The 14,230-nt window shown below is 63.8% G+C and carries 14 protein-coding genes; 2 read left to right on the forward strand and 12 right to left on the reverse strand.

Annotated features, from left to right (window positions below; all coding sequences use genetic code 11):
- Nucleotides 1-7 precede the first annotated feature (7 nt).
- A complete protein-coding gene (gene hemN / locus FV139_RS04605; RefSeq protein WP_148067097.1) occupies nucleotides 8-1,402 on the reverse strand; it encodes an oxygen-independent coproporphyrinogen III oxidase in 1,395 nt (464 codons plus the stop codon).
- Nucleotides 1,403-1,680: 278 nt separating this feature from the next.
- Between hemN and FV139_RS04610 the strand changes: the two genes are divergently transcribed.
- Nucleotides 1,681-2,544 carry an alpha/beta hydrolase gene (locus FV139_RS04610; protein WP_148067098.1) on the forward strand — a complete coding sequence of 288 codons (864 nt, stop codon included), beginning with the start codon at nucleotides 1,681-1,683 and terminating at the stop codon, nucleotides 2,542-2,544.
- 16 nt (nucleotides 2,545-2,560) lie between these two features.
- Nucleotides 2,561-3,670 carry a magnesium transporter gene (locus FV139_RS04615; protein WP_148067099.1) on the forward strand — a complete coding sequence of 370 codons (1,110 nt, stop codon included), beginning with the start codon at nucleotides 2,561-2,563 and terminating at the stop codon, nucleotides 3,668-3,670.
- Nucleotides 3,671-3,676: 6 nt separating this feature from the next.
- Here FV139_RS04615 and FV139_RS04620 read toward each other — a convergent pair whose 3' ends face one another.
- The 11 genes from FV139_RS04620 to FV139_RS04670 all read right to left on the reverse strand — a co-directional run bounded on the left by FV139_RS04620 (nucleotide 3,677) and on the right by FV139_RS04670 (nucleotide 14,184).
- Nucleotides 3,677-4,432, reverse strand: a complete 756-nt coding sequence (locus FV139_RS04620) for a siderophore-interacting protein (RefSeq protein ID WP_148067100.1) — start codon at nucleotides 4,430-4,432, stop codon at nucleotides 3,677-3,679.
- Nucleotides 4,433-4,444: 12 nt separating this feature from the next.
- Nucleotides 4,445-4,882, reverse strand: coding sequence for a MarR family winged helix-turn-helix transcriptional regulator (locus FV139_RS04625; RefSeq protein WP_148067101.1), 438 nt, complete (start codon nucleotides 4,880-4,882; stop codon nucleotides 4,445-4,447).
- 95 nt (nucleotides 4,883-4,977) lie between these two features.
- On the reverse strand, nucleotides 4,978-5,460 hold the full coding sequence (locus tag FV139_RS04630) for a thermonuclease family protein (protein WP_148067102.1): 483 nt from the start codon (nucleotides 5,458-5,460) through the stop codon (nucleotides 4,978-4,980).
- A gap of 91 nt (nucleotides 5,461-5,551) precedes the next feature.
- On the reverse strand, nucleotides 5,552-5,893 hold the full coding sequence (locus tag FV139_RS04635; RefSeq protein ID WP_148067103.1) for a zinc ribbon domain-containing protein YjdM: 342 nt from the start codon (nucleotides 5,891-5,893) through the stop codon (nucleotides 5,552-5,554).
- A 33-nt stretch (nucleotides 5,894-5,926) separates the two neighbouring features.
- Nucleotides 5,927-6,451: a mechanosensitive ion channel family protein gene (locus tag FV139_RS04640; protein WP_148067104.1), complete on the reverse strand. Its 525-nt coding sequence runs from the start codon at nucleotides 6,449-6,451 to the stop codon at nucleotides 5,927-5,929.
- Nucleotides 6,452-6,550: 99 nt separating this feature from the next.
- Nucleotides 6,551-7,408, reverse strand: a complete 858-nt coding sequence (locus FV139_RS04645; RefSeq protein ID WP_148067105.1) for a PA4780 family RIO1-like protein kinase — start codon at nucleotides 7,406-7,408, stop codon at nucleotides 6,551-6,553.
- A 92-nt stretch (nucleotides 7,409-7,500) separates the two neighbouring features.
- The gene (locus FV139_RS04650) at nucleotides 7,501-8,343 is read right to left on the reverse strand and encodes an efflux RND transporter periplasmic adaptor subunit (protein WP_148067106.1); all 843 of its coding nucleotides are present in this window, start codon (nucleotides 8,341-8,343) and stop codon (nucleotides 7,501-7,503) included.
- Entirely contained in the window at nucleotides 8,340-9,803 is a 1,464-nt protein-coding gene (locus FV139_RS04655) for a hypothetical protein (protein ID WP_148067107.1), read from the reverse strand. Before FV139_RS04655 ends, FV139_RS04650 begins: the two co-directional genes overlap by 4 nt.
- A gap of 9 nt (nucleotides 9,804-9,812) precedes the next feature.
- Nucleotides 9,813-11,849 (reverse strand): site-2 protease family protein, encoded by a 2,037-nt coding sequence (locus FV139_RS04660; protein ID WP_187276402.1) that lies wholly within the window; start codon nucleotides 11,847-11,849, stop codon nucleotides 9,813-9,815.
- A gap of 100 nt (nucleotides 11,850-11,949) precedes the next feature.
- Nucleotides 11,950-13,776: an HlyD family efflux transporter periplasmic adaptor subunit gene (locus tag FV139_RS04665; protein WP_148067109.1), complete on the reverse strand. Its 1,827-nt coding sequence runs from the start codon at nucleotides 13,774-13,776 to the stop codon at nucleotides 11,950-11,952.
- 45 nt (nucleotides 13,777-13,821) lie between these two features.
- Entirely contained in the window at nucleotides 13,822-14,184 is a 363-nt protein-coding gene (locus FV139_RS04670; protein WP_148067110.1) for a DUF3467 domain-containing protein, read from the reverse strand.
- Between the last annotated feature and the right edge of the window lie 46 nt (nucleotides 14,185-14,230).

A 14,230-nucleotide genomic window follows, 5' to 3' on the forward strand; every position in this document is an offset into this window, starting at 1 on the left:
GCGGAACTCAGATAATGCGGGAGTAGCGCGGCTGCGCAGTGGCGCCGGGAACCGCAAGGTAGGCATCGAAGGTCATGCAGATGCGCCGGATCAGCAACCGGCCGCTATCGGTGACGCGCAGCCCCTGCTCCTCTCGCTGTAGCAGGCCGTCCGCCATCAGAGGTTCCAGCGCCGCCAGCTCTGCTGCGAAGTGGCGCTCGAACTCGATGCCGAAACTGCGATTGAAGGTGTCGAAATCCAGCTCGAAATGGCAGATCAACTGATTGATGACGGCGCGCCGCAGCTGGTCTTCCGCCGACAGCACTACGCCGCGGCAAGCCGGGTCCTGACCCTGCTCCAGGGAGTGGCCGTAGCGTACGATGTCCTTGTGGTTCTGTACGTAGACGTTATCGATAGCGCTGATGGACGATAGTCCGAAGGCCAGCAGGTCGCAGTCTCCATGGGTGGTGTAACCCTGGAAATTGCGGTGCAGGTAGCCCTCTGCCTGGGCCTGGGCCAGCCGATCGTCCGGCCGGGCGAAGTGATCCATGCCGATGTGCACGTAACCGGCTTCCAGCAGGGTGTCGATGGCGCTATGGAACATGGCCAGTTTCTCCGCGGGTGAGGGCAGGGCCTCCTCGGGAATCTGGCGCTGGCTCTTGAACAGTTGCGGCATGTGCGCGTAGTTGAACAGTGACAGCCGATCCGGGGCCAGAGCGATGACTTCCTGCAGGGTGCCGGCCAGGGTGGCTTCACTCTGGTGCGGCAGGCCGTAGATCAGGTCCATGTTCAGCGAGTGGAAACCCAGCCGGCGGGCCTCGTCACACAGGGCGCGGACCTCGGTCACACTGTTGAAGCGGTTGACCGCCTTCTGCACACGCGGGTCGAAATCCTGGATGCCCATACTGAGCCGGTTGAAACCCACCTCGCGCAGTGTGGCCAGCCGTTCCGGCGCCAGTCTCCCCGGGTGAACTTCAATCGCGTAGTCGCCGCTGTCGTCCTCCAGCAGCGAGAAACACTCCCGGGTCACATGCATCAGCTCGCGGATCTCGGCGTCGCTGAGAAACGTCGGGGTGCCCCCGCCCCAGTGCAGCTGCTGCACCGGACGGGCGGTGTGGAACTGCCAGGCCCGCAGCGACAACTCTCGCTTGAGCAACTCGAGATAGGGGCGCGCCCGGCGCTTGTTGGCGGTGACAATCTTGTTACAGCCACAGTAGAAGCAGATCGTGTCGCAGAACGGGATGTGGAAATACAGTGATAGAGGCCTGCCGCTGGCGTTGCTGCGGGCAATGGCAGAGTCCAGTTCGGCTTGCCCGAAGCGCTCCTGGAAAGCTGTCGCGGTGGGGTAGGAGGTGTACCGGGGGCCCGCCATGTCATAGCGTTCAATCATGGCCTGGTTCCAGGTGGTATTGGCAGCGCGCATCAGCTGTGACTCCGTAGCATGGGCTGGTGTTAGCTTCCATTGTAAGGCGCCCCCGACTCCGGGCCTTGATGTGGATCAAACCGTGTGCGGATTTCGCGGGAGTTGGGGACGGGGTATTTATGGCGGCCTGTTGCCGTCACGGTGGTGCTATAGTGGTAGTGCCCGTGGAAATTCACCGGTGTGAGGGGGCCAACCGCGCGGATGGCAAATCCCGTCACTTTTTATGTCGCTTTTGGCTTTTCGTCTTTCGCCCGCAAAGGAGCCTCCAGATCAACCCCATGCGCGTACTGACTTCGCTGACGCCGGCCCTGCTGACCAGCTTTCTGCTAACCGGTTGTGACGCGCTGGGCGCGTTCAATTTTGTCCAGGCCGGCGGTATTTCTCCCAGCTATGCGGATGTTGCCTACGGCGCCGGCGAGCGCCAGACCCTCGACCTGTACCTGCCCAAGGAGAATGGTACTCCGGCACCGCTCCTAGTCTGGTTCTATGGCGGCGCCTGGGACTCGGGCGACAAGGAACAGTATGCCTTTGTGGCGAGACGCTTCACCGCCATGGGCTACGCCGTTGCCATACCCAATTACCGCCTCGTGCCCGAGGTGCGCTTTCCCGCGTTCCTGGACGACGCTGCTGCGGCATTGGCACGCTTACGCAGCCTGATACGCGAGCAGCCTGGAAAAATCAGCACCCAGCCCATGGTGCTGGCCGGCCACTCCGCGGGCGCCTATATCGCGGTGCAGGTCGTTGCCGGGCCGGACTATCTGGCAAAGGTGGGGCTGGGGCCCGAGGATGTAGCCGGGATCATCGGCCTGTCGGGGCCCTATGACTTCTATCCCTACAAGGTCGATTCTTCCCGCGCCGCTTTTGGCGATACTCCCGCCCGCCAGAGCCAACCGGTAGAGCAGGAGCTTTCCCGTATGCCGCCCCTGCTGCTGATCAGCGGCAACGCGGACGAAACCGTCCGTCCGCGCAATTCCATCCGCTTGTCGGAGAAGGCGCCGCAGGCCCGCTTGCAACTGGTGGATGGGCTCGGCCATGCGGGGACCTTGCTGGCGCTGGGCCGTTTTATCACCTCAAACAAGGCAGTGCTGGAGCCTCTGGAGCAATTCCTGGTGACCGTTTCCTCCCCGGCACCACAATCGTGAGCGATGGAGCAAGACCATGGACAATAACGAACGGCGACTCCCGGTGGATGACGACGAGGAGATTTACGACGTCGAACTGACTGACGCTGACCTGACCTCGTTCGATCAGCCCGGCCCCCATACGGATCAGGCCCTGGCAAGTCTTGGTGACAGCGCTTTGACGATTGAATCGCTGCTGGTACCGCCGATCGGGGTTCTGCGCAGCGAGACCACGGTGGCGGGGGCCCTGGATCACCTGGTACATGCCCAGCCGGTAACCGGCATTACCTACCTCTACGTGGTGGACGACCGGGACCGACTGCTCGGCGTGGTCGCCATGCGTGACCTGCTGCTCGCCAGGCCGGGGCAGTTCCTCGACGAAATCATGACGCCGGAACCGGTCATCATGTCCCTGGATACCCCTCTGGTCGAAGCCATTCAGCTGGCGCTCAAACACCGCCACCGACTCTATCCGGTGGTGGACGAGGATGGGCGCCTGGAGGGCCTGGTTTACGGCTGGCGCCTGTTCGACTGCATGGCGCGTGAGATCAGCGGCCAGGTGGGCGCCGTGGTCGGTGTGGACAGGGAGGAGCGTGCGGCGACACCGGTACTCACTGCCTTTCGCATGCGCCATCCCTGGCTGCAGGTCAATCTGCTGACCGCTTTCGCCGCCGCCTTCGTGGTGGGTCTGTTCGAAAACACCATTACCCAGATTGTCGCCCTTGCCGCGTTCCTGCCGGTGCTGGCGGGCCAGAGCGGCAACACCGGCTGCCAGGCGCTGGCCATTACCTTGCGGGGCCTGACCCTGGGCGAACTGAAGGATTTTCCCGTGTCGCAGTTACTGCGTAAGGAAATTACCCTCGGGGCCATGAACGGTTTCTTTGTTGGTATCGTCGCGGCGGTAGCGATGTTCCTCTATGCCAGCATGACAGGTGCCGGAGGGAGTCCGATTCTGCTGGCGCTGGTGATCCTCATCGCCATGGTCGGTGCCTGTATCGGCAGTGGTATCTTCGGTGTGGCTGTGCCCCTGACCCTGCGCCGTTTCGGTGCCGACCCGGCCATGGCCAGCAGTATCTTCCTGACCACCTTCACCGATATCCTGGGCATGGGCCTCATGCTGTTGCTGGCGACGACCATCGTGCTGTAGCAAGGGCTAAGCCGGATTCCCCTCGTCCTCGCGGGCATCGGCCTGCTTGGCGACTTTGTGCTGGTCTTCGGTACTGCCACGTTTCCAGTAACTGGAAACGTAGAGGTGGCTCTTCGCCACGCCGCGCTCCTGCTTGAGATAGCGTCGCAGTTCCCGCATGTCCTGGAATTCGCAGGCTGCCCAGACAGCGGCCTGCCCGGCCAGCCAGGGCAGGTTCCTGACCCGCTGCGCCAGGCCGGTTTCCTCGCTCCCGGCGGCCGGGTTACTCACCCAGATCACCTCCATGCCCTGCGGCGCAACGAGTGGCCGCTGGTCTTCGGCGTCCACCACCTCGATGACCACGTAGCCGCGGGCGTTGTCCGGCAGTAGCTGCAAATTCACCGCAATGGCGGGCAGGGCGGTCATATCCCCTGCCAGCAGGTACCAGTCCGCCGCAGTGTTGATCAGTTTTTTCGGGCCCGGCCCACCCACCAGGATGCGGTCCCCGGGGCGCGCTTCGACGGCCCAGCGGCTGGCGGGGCCCGCCGCCTCATGGAGGGCAAAATCCACGTCGATGGCATCGCGACGTTGTCGGCTTACGGTGTAGGTCCTCATCAGGGGCGGCGCCTGGCCGGGGCGGGGAAACATCAGCTTGATGTAGGCGCTTTCCTGGTCGGTGGGAAAGTCATCGATCCCGCTGCCGCCGAGGGTGACCCGGCGCATGTGCGGTGTCAGCTGTTCGGTATCGATGACTTCGAGTGTACGGGGCGTGGGTCTGGGCATTCTGTCAGCTCTCTATTGGCAATCCGGGCGCTCAATGGCGTTCGCCATGAGATTGCTCATTTCAATGAATGAAGCCAGTTCACTGGCGTTGAGGTGTTGGGTCAACTGCTGTACGGCCTGCTCCTCGGCGCGGTCGAGCTGCGCCATGGTGACGAGCCCGCTGGCGGTGGGGCGCAGCAGCTGACTGCGGCGGTCCCGGGGATTGTCTTCACGGACCACCAGGCCGAGGCCGATCAGGTCGTTCAGGGCGCGGGTGATCTGGGCCTTGTCCCGCTGCATGCGCTGGGCAATGGATTGCGCGGTACAGCCGGGATCGTGGCAAACCCCTTTCAGTGTCCGGATGTGGGTAACCGGCAGGTCGATCCCTTCGGTCTGGATGCCTTCCCGCAGCAGGTGCCGGTAGGCGTGCATCAGCCGGTGAACGGCTTCGCTGAGAGAGGTTTTGGGCATGGCAGGGATTCGCTGAATTAGTTGACAGTAGCAACCATATTGCAATTGATTGATAGTGTCAACTAAATGTCTTGAGGTCCGGCCCCGGACCTGGCTCAGCGGCGAATGACGTTATCGACCGGAAAGCCCCAGATGCCGATGCCGCGATTGCGGGCAATTTTTTCCAGGGTCTGGTACTCGAAGGGGGCATCCGGCAGGGCGACGGCCCAGCCCCGTTCCAGCAGGTAGGCCGACAGGTCCTCCCCCTCGTCGAAGGAGGTGGCGTTGACCCGGCACCAGCCCACCAGGCTGCGGTCCGCGTTGCGCGAGAGGATCTCGCAGCGCACAAAGCCGTTGATCTTGAATTCCAGGGCAATATAGGCCCGGGAGCCGCAGACCGGGGGATTGACGTACTGCTTGCAGGTGCGGCCGGTATCGGGGATATGAATACCGGTGAGATGAATGCGATAGCCGTCGATTCTCAGGGTGCCGTCTTCATTGACCCTTGCGTAGCTGGAGATTTCCCTGGCCTGCAGGCCGGGCGAGGTCAGCAGCGCGGTAACAACGAGCAACAAGGTGAATAGCCGGCAGGATCTCATGGCGCCTCCGTCTGGGATCGCTTTGTGAACAGCTTAGTCCAGAACAGAATTACCGGAGAGGGGCTGCCCGGCCGCAGCCCCGAATGAGCGCTCAGGCCTTCTTCACAAACTCCGACTTCAGCTTCATGGCGCCGATGCCATCCACTTTGCAGTCCAGGTTGTGATCGCCCTCGACCAGGCGGATGTTTTTGACCTTGGTTCCGACCTTGACTACGGAGGAACTGCCCTTGACCTTGAGGTCCTTGATCACGGTGACACTGTCACCGTCAGCGAGACGGTTGCCGTTGGCGTCGAGCACCACGAGCCCGTCATCGGTCCCGGCTTCCGCTGCATTCTGGCTCCACTCGTGGCCGCATTCGGGGCAGACGTACTGGTCCCGGTCTTCGTAGGTGTACTGCCCCTGGCATTTGGGGCACGCGGGTAGGTCGCTCATGGGGTCATCCTTTGAGGTAGATAGTGCATCGGGTTATTCGGGGTGTCGCGGGGCAACTTTCTGGGGGAAGTCCGTGTTGCCCCGGTCCAGCTTGATGACCGGTTTTTGCAGGATCAGGTTGTTGGGGTAGGTGATCAGGTTGCCCTCTGCGGTCCGGATCAGCACGTGGAACAGGCTGATCTCCTCCACCGTGCCGGACAGGTCGAAATCGGCATCGGTCACCTTGATCTCATCGCCGACCCGGTAGGGGAAGCCGAAGAAGATGACCATGCTGGCGGTGATGTTGGACAGGATCGACCACTGGGCGAACAGGGCCACACCGATCACCGCAAAGGCCGAGGACAGGAACAGGGACACCTGCCCGTAGCCAAAGCCCAGGGTGAGACAGAGCACGATCACGAAGGCGACAAACAGCAGGATGCGGGAGGTCTTCTCAAGGTACTTGATACGCACTTCCGCTACCTCCTTGCTCCGGCCCAGGCGGCGGATGCTTGCGGAGACCGCGCGGGTGCAGAACAGGTAGGCGACGACGCAGATGGCCAGGGATAACCACTTCATGGCGAACAGGATCCTTATCCGGGGGTATTCAGCAGGGGCGCATTGTAGCGTGAGCGCGGGGAGAGTGCTGCAACTGCAGGATGCGCGTGACCGAGGGTCTCAGTCGTCGCTCTCTTCAGCCCGCAGGCGGGCCTGGCGGGCCTCCTCCTCTGCCAGGGCAGCGCGGATTTCGAGCATGACCGCGTCGACGTCGGGGGTACTGGTATCCTGTTCGAACTGCCCGCTCAGGACATGGTCCGGGTGCAGGTCGCCCTCCTCGAACAGCGCCCAGATCTCGTCGGCGTAGTGACTGTCGCGCAGCTCCGGGGCGAACTCGGCGTAGTATTCGGTGATGTTGTTGACGTCCCGCTCGAGCATGGCCCGGGCATTGTTGTTGGACGCGGCGTCCACCGCCTGGGGCAGGTCGATAATCACCGGGCCCTCTTCATTGACCAGCACATTGAATTCCGACAGGTCGCCGTGAACCAGGCCCTCACAGAGCATGCGCATCACGTAGTGCATCATCAGGGTGTGGTCTTCCCGGGCCTGTTCCGGGTCCATGGCCACGTCATTCAGGCGCGGGGCGATATCCCCGTCCTCGTCGGTGATCAGCTCCATCAGCAGGACACCGTCGGTACAGCCATAGGGTTGGGGGACCCTCACTCCGGCCCGGGCCAGGCGATACAGCGCGTCTACCTCGGCGTTGTGCCAGGTGGCCTCCTGCTGCTGGCGCCCGAACCGGGACCCCTTTTCCATGGCCCTGGCCCGTCGGCTGTTGCGCACTTTGCGGCCCTCGGTGTACTGGGCCGCCTTTTTGAAGCTGCGTTGGTGGACGTCCTTGTAGATCTTGGCGCAGCGCAGCTTCGAGCCGCAGCGCACCACGTAGACGTCGGCCTCCTTGCCACTCATCAGGGGGCGGATGACCTCGTCGATGAGGCCGTCCTCAAGGAGGGGTAGCAGGCGTTTGGGGGTTTTCATGGGTCTGGGGCGATCTCGAACGGCGAAGCGGCCATTTTACTGCATTTCCCCGTAGTCCCGCTCAGGCTTTGGCTCCGGCTCGGTGGCTCCTGCTATTGCGGGACACTGGCCGCGGTTTCCAGCCCGTCGCTGAACTCCACCGTGCAGCGCACGCCCCCGGGCAGGGCAAAGTCCTGGTTGGGCAGCTCAAGGCGGATTCCGAAGGTGCGACTGGCGGCGTCAAAGACCTGGTCAACGACGGTAACCTCGGCTCTGTACTCGCCGCCGATCGGCGCCTCGGGCCGCACGATCGCTCTGTCACCTTTGGTTATGCGACCGTACGATGCTACCGGGACGTACACTTCGACAAAGAGCGGGTCGGTCGCCGCCAGACGCATCAAGGTGCTTTGTTCATGCACGTATTCCCCCGGGGACATCACGACATCAACGACAATACCATCCACCGGTGACTTTATCGTGCGACGGGTCAGCTGTGCCCGGGCGCGATCGTACTCGGCCTGCGCAATTGACCGCTCGAGCTTTGCAGTCTCCACCGCCAGGCGAGCCAGCTGGTGTTCGATATCCGCCTCCTCGTACAGGCTTGCGGACACGGACTGGTTGTCTCGCAGGGACTCGAGTCGCTTCCACTCCCGGTCGCGATAGCCTGCCTGGACCTGGCTGGAGCGCAGGGCCGTGTCCGACTCCGCGCGCACGCGGGCCAGTTCGGCGTTCATCGCTTCCATCTCACTGTCGAGTACGGCCAGTGCCTGCCCGCGAGTGACGATATCCCCCCGTCGGGCCAGCACCGCTTCCAGTACCCCATCCTGGTGGGAGCCGAGTTCCACAGTTGAATTGGGGTTGATCACGCAGTCCAGAGCTTCGTCCTGGGCGGTAACGCCGGCCGCGCAAGCGGTAGCGAGGAGCAGGGTCGTCAGTTGCAGCAGTGGTCGAGTCATTCGGGTCTTCCAGAAAATGCGGTCAGGGAGCCGACCTGTTGATCGAGTCGCAGCATGGATGCCCGCAGGCGTTCACCGCGGCGGCGAGTCTGCCGTTGACGCCAGCGCGTCACCAGGCTGCGGGCATGGGGGGCTAGGGTCGGGACCCGGGCGCAGATGGCGGCCAGTATTCGCTGGTCCCGGTCACTGAGGCCAGGCAAGCGGGTGCCAGTGCTGGCCACGGGTGGGTCGAGCGGGAAGCCTGCGAGACCGTAGATCCGCCACAACTCGTCCCGAATCGGGCCCATGTCGCCGTCGATGGCTGCGAGCCGCTGGTAGCGGCGAAAAAAGCGCTGCGCCGTCAGGCGGGCTCTCACCGCGGTTCTGCCGCTCACTGGCAAACCCTCGCGGCACTGCAGGAGCTGGATCAGGCCTTCAGGTGGGGCGGTGCCACGCGGGAGCTCGATGTTGCCCTCCGCCACCCGGTACTGGCGGCCCGCTCCCATCGCCAGCGCTTGCAGCTCCAGTGCCACGTCGGCCTCACGGCGCACCCGGTTGCACCAACTACCGTCTGACCCGGCGCAGAGGGACTCCAGTCGCAACCGTCCTGCGCCAGTCAATTCCATAGCCCCGCCGGCACTATGGCAATAGTCTGTGCCGTGCTCGAGTTGTCTGGCCAGTACGAGAGCGGTGTCCGCCCAGGATTTTTCCTGTGCAGCAGGGCTCGGCTCCCCGAGGAAAAGGGGTTCGCAGGCCTGCTCTACCAGTACCTCGCGGGCGCCGACGATAATCCCCGTGGGCAAGCCCCGCATGCGCAGCCTTGCCATGGAATCGATACCGGCAAGCCGGCCCAGCCTGCGGCCTATCTCGCCGCGGTTGCCATCGGCGTGTACACGATCGTTCAGGTAGTCTCGCAGGGCCTCACGTGCACTCAAGACCGTGACCGGAGCGAGATAGGCTGCCCTGCGCTCTGCAACCGGGGTCAGGGCGGTGACAAGACCCACTGGCCATACCGGCCGGGCTGGTATGCCATCGCCGTAAGCGATTTGCCTGGCGCTTAGCTCTGCACGCAAGCGCTGGCTGGCGTCATCCCCCGCAGTCACGATGTGCACACGTTCGCCGCTGAGCGTGAGGGCCTCGCAGATGGCGTTCAGCAGGGCTTGCTGGCTCGCACCGGGAGAGCGCTGCACCAGCATGCCCCGGGCCAGTGCGAGGGTGCCAATCAGCAGGTCGTCCTGGCTGCCATCTGCCTGGCGCTGACGGTACCATCGCGCCACCGCCTTGCCGGTCCAGTCGTAACCCTCCTCCGGGATGTGGCCCGTGGTGGGCGTGTCCGGGGATGCCGCTCGGCTGATCCGCAGTGCTTCTCTGCGCACGCGGTAGTGCTGCCAGCGCATGGGCAGGCGCAACAGGCTGCGTTCCAGGCGGAGTTTCCACCTGAAACCGGGGTCGGGACGTTCGGGGTATTCCAGTCTATCCATCGCAGGGGCCTAGACGCTAAGCTGCCGGAGGAACAGGCGGCGCCCGCCGCGATAGAGCCGCCAGCCGAGAGGCTCCCACCGGTGGACGAACTTGACCATCACCCGCATCCCCAGTTTGGAAACTGGCCAGGCCTGCAGGGGCTCCAGTTCCAGATTGTACACCCCGTCCAGTACCCGGCGCTGTTCCGGGTCCGCGGGGTCCAGCAGGAATCGCCCGCCACCGAGCGTACTCAGGGCGGGGCTTGGCAGGGTGTCGGTCAACGAGGGGATTTCTCGCGAGACCCGGGCGCTCACCACCGGCGCCATCCGTTCAACAAGTCGGATCTCCACCGCCCGGGTGTCATTACGCACCTGCTCGATAGCATCCTGGCTCACGACGACCCGCACCACCGGGGCCGAGAACTCAGCGACATAACCCAGGGTACTGCCGCGCTCGATGTAGGTGCCGGGCAGGTCGGCAACAGCGGGTAGTGCCAGTGTGCCCGCCCTGCCGGCCATCACCTCCAGGTTGGCGCGATTCTGCTCCGCCAGGCCAAGGTCGGCGCGGGCCTGCCGGAGTTGTTCCTCGATTATCCGGGCGCTCACGCGGTCCCGGATGTCCTGTTCCGCGTGGCGCAGTTCGAGCTCGTTCACACTGGCCTGGTGTACTGCCACCTCCTTGTCGAGGAAGGGGTCGGACAGCTTGATCAGCACCGTTCCCTGCTCGACGGGGGAGGCGGGAGCGCTGACCACGCTTTCCACAACGCCCCTCGCCTTGCTGCGGACCGCGCCATCGCCCGGGACCCAGACAATGCCCTCGCTGATGGTGTTATAGGGCAGCGGAACCAGGAGCAATGTCACCGCCACCAGGCCCAGTGCTCCCAGCGCAGCGCCGATGGCCCGGGTGCGGCGTCCCCTGAGTTCACTGGCGCTGAACAGGTACAGGCACTGCCTGGCCAGCGGTAGGCCGAGCATGAGCAGGGCGGACCAGATGGCCAGCACCACCCCGATGACAAAATAGCGGGAAGCCACGAACAGGATGATGGCCGCCATGATGAACAAGCGGTAGATAAAGGAGCAAATGGCGTAGACCAGCATCCAGCGCGCCTCGCCCGGACTGTTGGCAGGAGCCTGGGCTTCATCGACCCCCAGCAGTTTGCGTTTCACCAGCCAGGCGACATGGCGATTCGAGCGCGGGCCCAGGTTGGGTATCTCCAGGAGGTCCTGGAGTACAAAGTAACCGTCGAAGCGCAGCAGGGGGTTGCCGTTGAACAGCAGGGTCGATACGCCGCCAATCAACATCACGTTGTAGGCGCAGGCCCTGACCAAGCCGTCTTCCACTGCCACCCACACCAGCAGGGCGATACAGGCCAGCAACACCTCCACCAGGATGCCGGCAGCGCCGACCAGCGCGCGTTGCCATTTGTTCTGGTAGGCGCTGGCAGCCGAGGCATCGACATAGGGAACAGGCATGAACACCAGGAACATCACGCCAATTTCATGCACCTCACCTCCCCAGCGCTTCAGGGCGTAGCCGTGCCCCAGTTCGTGGAGTGTTTTCACCGCAGGATAAACCAGCAGCAGGATGAGCAGATTTTCGGCCGTCAGTACCCTGTCGCTCATATTGTGTGTGAGCTCCGCCCAGTGTTCACCGACCAGCGCCAGTGAATACAGCAGCAGGCACCCGTAAGCCAGGGCGGCCCAGGGGGTGAACAGGAATCGAAGCCAGGGCAGGGTGGCGCTCAGGAAGCGGTCGGGATCCAGCAGCGGTACCCTGACGGCCAGGGGATTGAGAAAGCGCAGGATGTTCTTGCGTCGGCGCTGGCTCTGGCCGCGATCGGTCTGTTCGCTGACATCGGGGGGCACGTCCCCCAGCAGCACATCGCTGCTGTACAGGGTAATCAGCAGTCGGGTGATGTCGGCTTTCTCGATGCGCTCGTCCGGGAAGGCCTCGCAGGCCCTGTTCCAGATCTCTTCAACCGTGCGCTTCCCGTCCATCAGGGAGATCATGTAGTACGCCGAGGGCGAGCACAGGTGGTAGCGGCCGGAAGTCCGGTCCTGCAACACGTAGCCTAACTGGCCCCGGTAGTGTTGCCTGTAAATCCGGGCATGGCGCCTGAGTCTGGGCCGGAAAGGGGCCGTTCTGTACCAGGAGCCCGCTTCCATCTCAGGGGCTCCACTTCCAGATAAACAGGCGCAGCCAGTCCACCAGTTTTTCGCTCCAGATCCGGATGACCAGGCGGTCCTCTACCCGGGTCTTGGCGATCCCCTCCATGCCGGGACGTAATTGGGGGACTTCCCTGTCCAGAACCGCTTCCACTCTGAAAAAATTGTGTCCTTCGGCCTGCTCGGACATCGAGGTGACCAGGGTGACAGCGTATTCCAGGGTCTGGTCCGGCATCGCCGCCAGCCGCAGGGCGCCGTGCTGCCCCACCTCCAGGTCCATCACATCACCCTCGTCGACCCTCAGGATCACGCGGTGATCCTCGAGGGGGGCGAGGCGGAACAACTCCTCCCCCCGGCGCACTGCGGCCCCCACTTTCTGGCTGAGGTCTCCTGCCACGAGCACCCCTGCAAACGGGGCCCTGATGCGGGTGCGTTCAAGCTGCAGGTCCAGCAACTGGATCTGTGCTTCCGCCTGGGCCAGTTCGGCGCGGATGATGTTGGCCGCGGCCCGCTCCTGGCCTGCGAGCGCCTGGTCGTATTCCGCCATGCCCTGGTTGCGCTTGGTGCTCCAGCGAATGCGCTCCAGCGCGAGGTCCTGGTCATCCAGGGTTGCAATCAGCTGACCCGCGTCGACGACCTCGCCGGCCCGGGCCAACTGGCTGCCGATATAGCCGTCGAAGGGCGCGATAATCGCACGTTGCACCAGGCCTTCGACAACGGCGGGAGAAGTAACACGATAGTCTCCCGTCACCACAGTAAACGCGCCGACCAGCAGCAACGCCGCCGCCGTAGCGAGTTTGCGCCCGATATGATGTGGCCCCACCAGGCGCTCCAGCTGGATACGGCCGCTGTCCAGTGCTTTACGCCAGAGCGGCCGATCGTCTCGCCGGCGCAGCTCCAGCAGTGGGCCCAGCACGCTCATGGCCGCGTCCACCAGTTCCACCTCTTCCTCGCGGAACCGGGCCTCACCGGTTCTCTCCAGTGTGATGGCACCGATGACGGTGCCGTCGGCCTTCAGTGGTACGGTCAGGGCGCTACCCGCACGGTGACTTTCCAGGAGGTCCTGGTGCGCCCTGCAAATACGGTGTTCCCAGTCCCTGGGGGGAGGGACGAGAATGACCGCGTCCTGGTCGATGGCTTCTTCCATTGCGCCCTGCAGGCTCTGGACAAAGCCCATGCGCTCACCGAACTGGGCACTGTGGGACAGGGCCTGCAGCTGGATTCTACGGGATTGGAGAAAGCCGATGCTGACCGGGTCGCAGTCCAGGCGCGTGGCGAGTTCAGAGACCAGCGCGTGGCAGGCGCTGTCGAAACTGCGTTGCTCCAGGCCCAGGCCAATCAGGTCGAAGGCCAGGATGGTGCGCGATTTCTGACGTTCGTCTTCGCCGCCCTGCTGGCGCCGCAGCAGGCATTCCAGCCAGGCCGTTCCCCAGCGCAGGCGCCACAGCAGGGGACGGCTATCGGTGTCGCTGCCCTCGACGAGAACAGCAACCGCGCCGCAGAGGTCACCATCAAGTTCCAGGGGCACCGCCAGGCAGCGCCGGGGTTGTTCGATCGCCACTGGTCGACGCTCCTGCAGGCAGCGCTGGGCGGTGGCGGCCAGGTGGGGAGGCGTGGAGTCGGACTCCGGCCAGCTGGCGAAAGGTGCGAAGGGTCCTCCCGGTTCACCCAGCACCACCACTGCTGAGTGAGTGCCGGGAAGGTACTGGCACTGCAGGGCAAGCCAGGCGCTGACAAAGGCCTCCGGCGCCGCCGCCGTGCGGAACTGCTGCCACAGCGTCTGCTCGAGGAAGGTGACGTTGGCGTCGGCACGGGTGTGCTCGGTCATCGTCCTTCAATGCCCCCTTGTGCGCCTGCCAGGCCGGTCAGAGCGCTAGCCCACCTGGCCCTGGTCTTTGCTGGTGCCATTCACACCGCCCCCGGGAGTGATATTGAGGGCGCCGAAACGCTTTTCGTACTGGGTCAGTACGGCACCGAGAAGAATCCACAAACGCTTTGCAGCGTAGGGGCTGAGCACAATGCGGTTGTTGAGCTTTACATGAAACTCCCGGGTTTCGCTGGCTTTCCAGGTCTCGTTGGTGCCGAAGAACAGGTTGACCTCTTCCCGCGTGCTGGTGGCGTTGACCACGTTGGCGTGAGAGCTGACCATCGCGGAGTCATCCCAGTCGACGATGGGTGTCGCCGGCTGGCTCGCTTCCACTTCTTCAACGTTTTCTGCCCGAGTTTCTTCTACCATGTGGTGCTCCTTCCCTTGGGGTATTGCACAGTAAAGCGGCGGTCGG

The sequence above is a fragment of the Parahaliea maris genome (assembly GCF_008064665.1).
In the GTDB taxonomy this organism is placed as follows: Bacteria; Pseudomonadota; Gammaproteobacteria; order Pseudomonadales; family Halieaceae; genus Parahaliea; species Parahaliea maris.

What these genes read in the sequence shown, in the direction of transcription:
- FV139_RS04655 (WP_148067107.1), bottom strand. Translation starts at nt 9,803, where the DNA reads ATGGATAGACTGGAATACCCCGAACGTCCCGACCCCGGTTTCAGGTGG.
- FV139_RS04615 (WP_148067099.1), top strand. Translation starts at nt 2,561, where the DNA reads ATGGACAATAACGAACGGCGACTCCCGGTGGATGACGACGAGGAGATT.
- FV139_RS04635 (WP_148067103.1), bottom strand. Translation starts at nt 5,893, where the DNA reads ATGAGCGACCTACCCGCGTGCCCCAAATGCCAGGGGCAGTACACCTAC.
- FV139_RS04630 (WP_148067102.1), bottom strand. Translation starts at nt 5,460, where the DNA reads ATGAGATCCTGCCGGCTATTCACCTTGTTGCTCGTTGTTACCGCGCTG.
- FV139_RS04640 (WP_148067104.1), bottom strand. Translation starts at nt 6,451, where the DNA reads ATGAAGTGGTTATCCCTGGCCATCTGCGTCGTCGCCTACCTGTTCTGC.
- FV139_RS04665 (WP_148067109.1), bottom strand. Translation starts at nt 13,776, where the DNA reads ATGACCGAGCACACCCGTGCCGACGCCAACGTCACCTTCCTCGAGCAG.
- FV139_RS04670 (WP_148067110.1), bottom strand. Translation starts at nt 14,184, where the DNA reads ATGGTAGAAGAAACTCGGGCAGAAAACGTTGAAGAAGTGGAAGCGAGC.
- FV139_RS04625 (WP_148067101.1), bottom strand. Translation starts at nt 4,882, where the DNA reads ATGCCCAAAACCTCTCTCAGCGAAGCCGTTCACCGGCTGATGCACGCC.
- FV139_RS04650 (WP_148067106.1), bottom strand. Translation starts at nt 8,343, where the DNA reads ATGACTCGACCACTGCTGCAACTGACGACCCTGCTCCTCGCTACCGCT.
- FV139_RS04620 (WP_148067100.1), bottom strand. Translation starts at nt 4,432, where the DNA reads ATGCCCAGACCCACGCCCCGTACACTCGAAGTCATCGATACCGAACAG.
- hemN (WP_148067097.1), bottom strand. Translation starts at nt 1,402, where the DNA reads ATGCGCGCTGCCAATACCACCTGGAACCAGGCCATGATTGAACGCTAT.
- FV139_RS04610 (WP_148067098.1), top strand. Translation starts at nt 1,681, where the DNA reads ATGCGCGTACTGACTTCGCTGACGCCGGCCCTGCTGACCAGCTTTCTG.
- FV139_RS04645 (WP_148067105.1), bottom strand. Translation starts at nt 7,408, where the DNA reads ATGAAAACCCCCAAACGCCTGCTACCCCTCCTTGAGGACGGCCTCATC.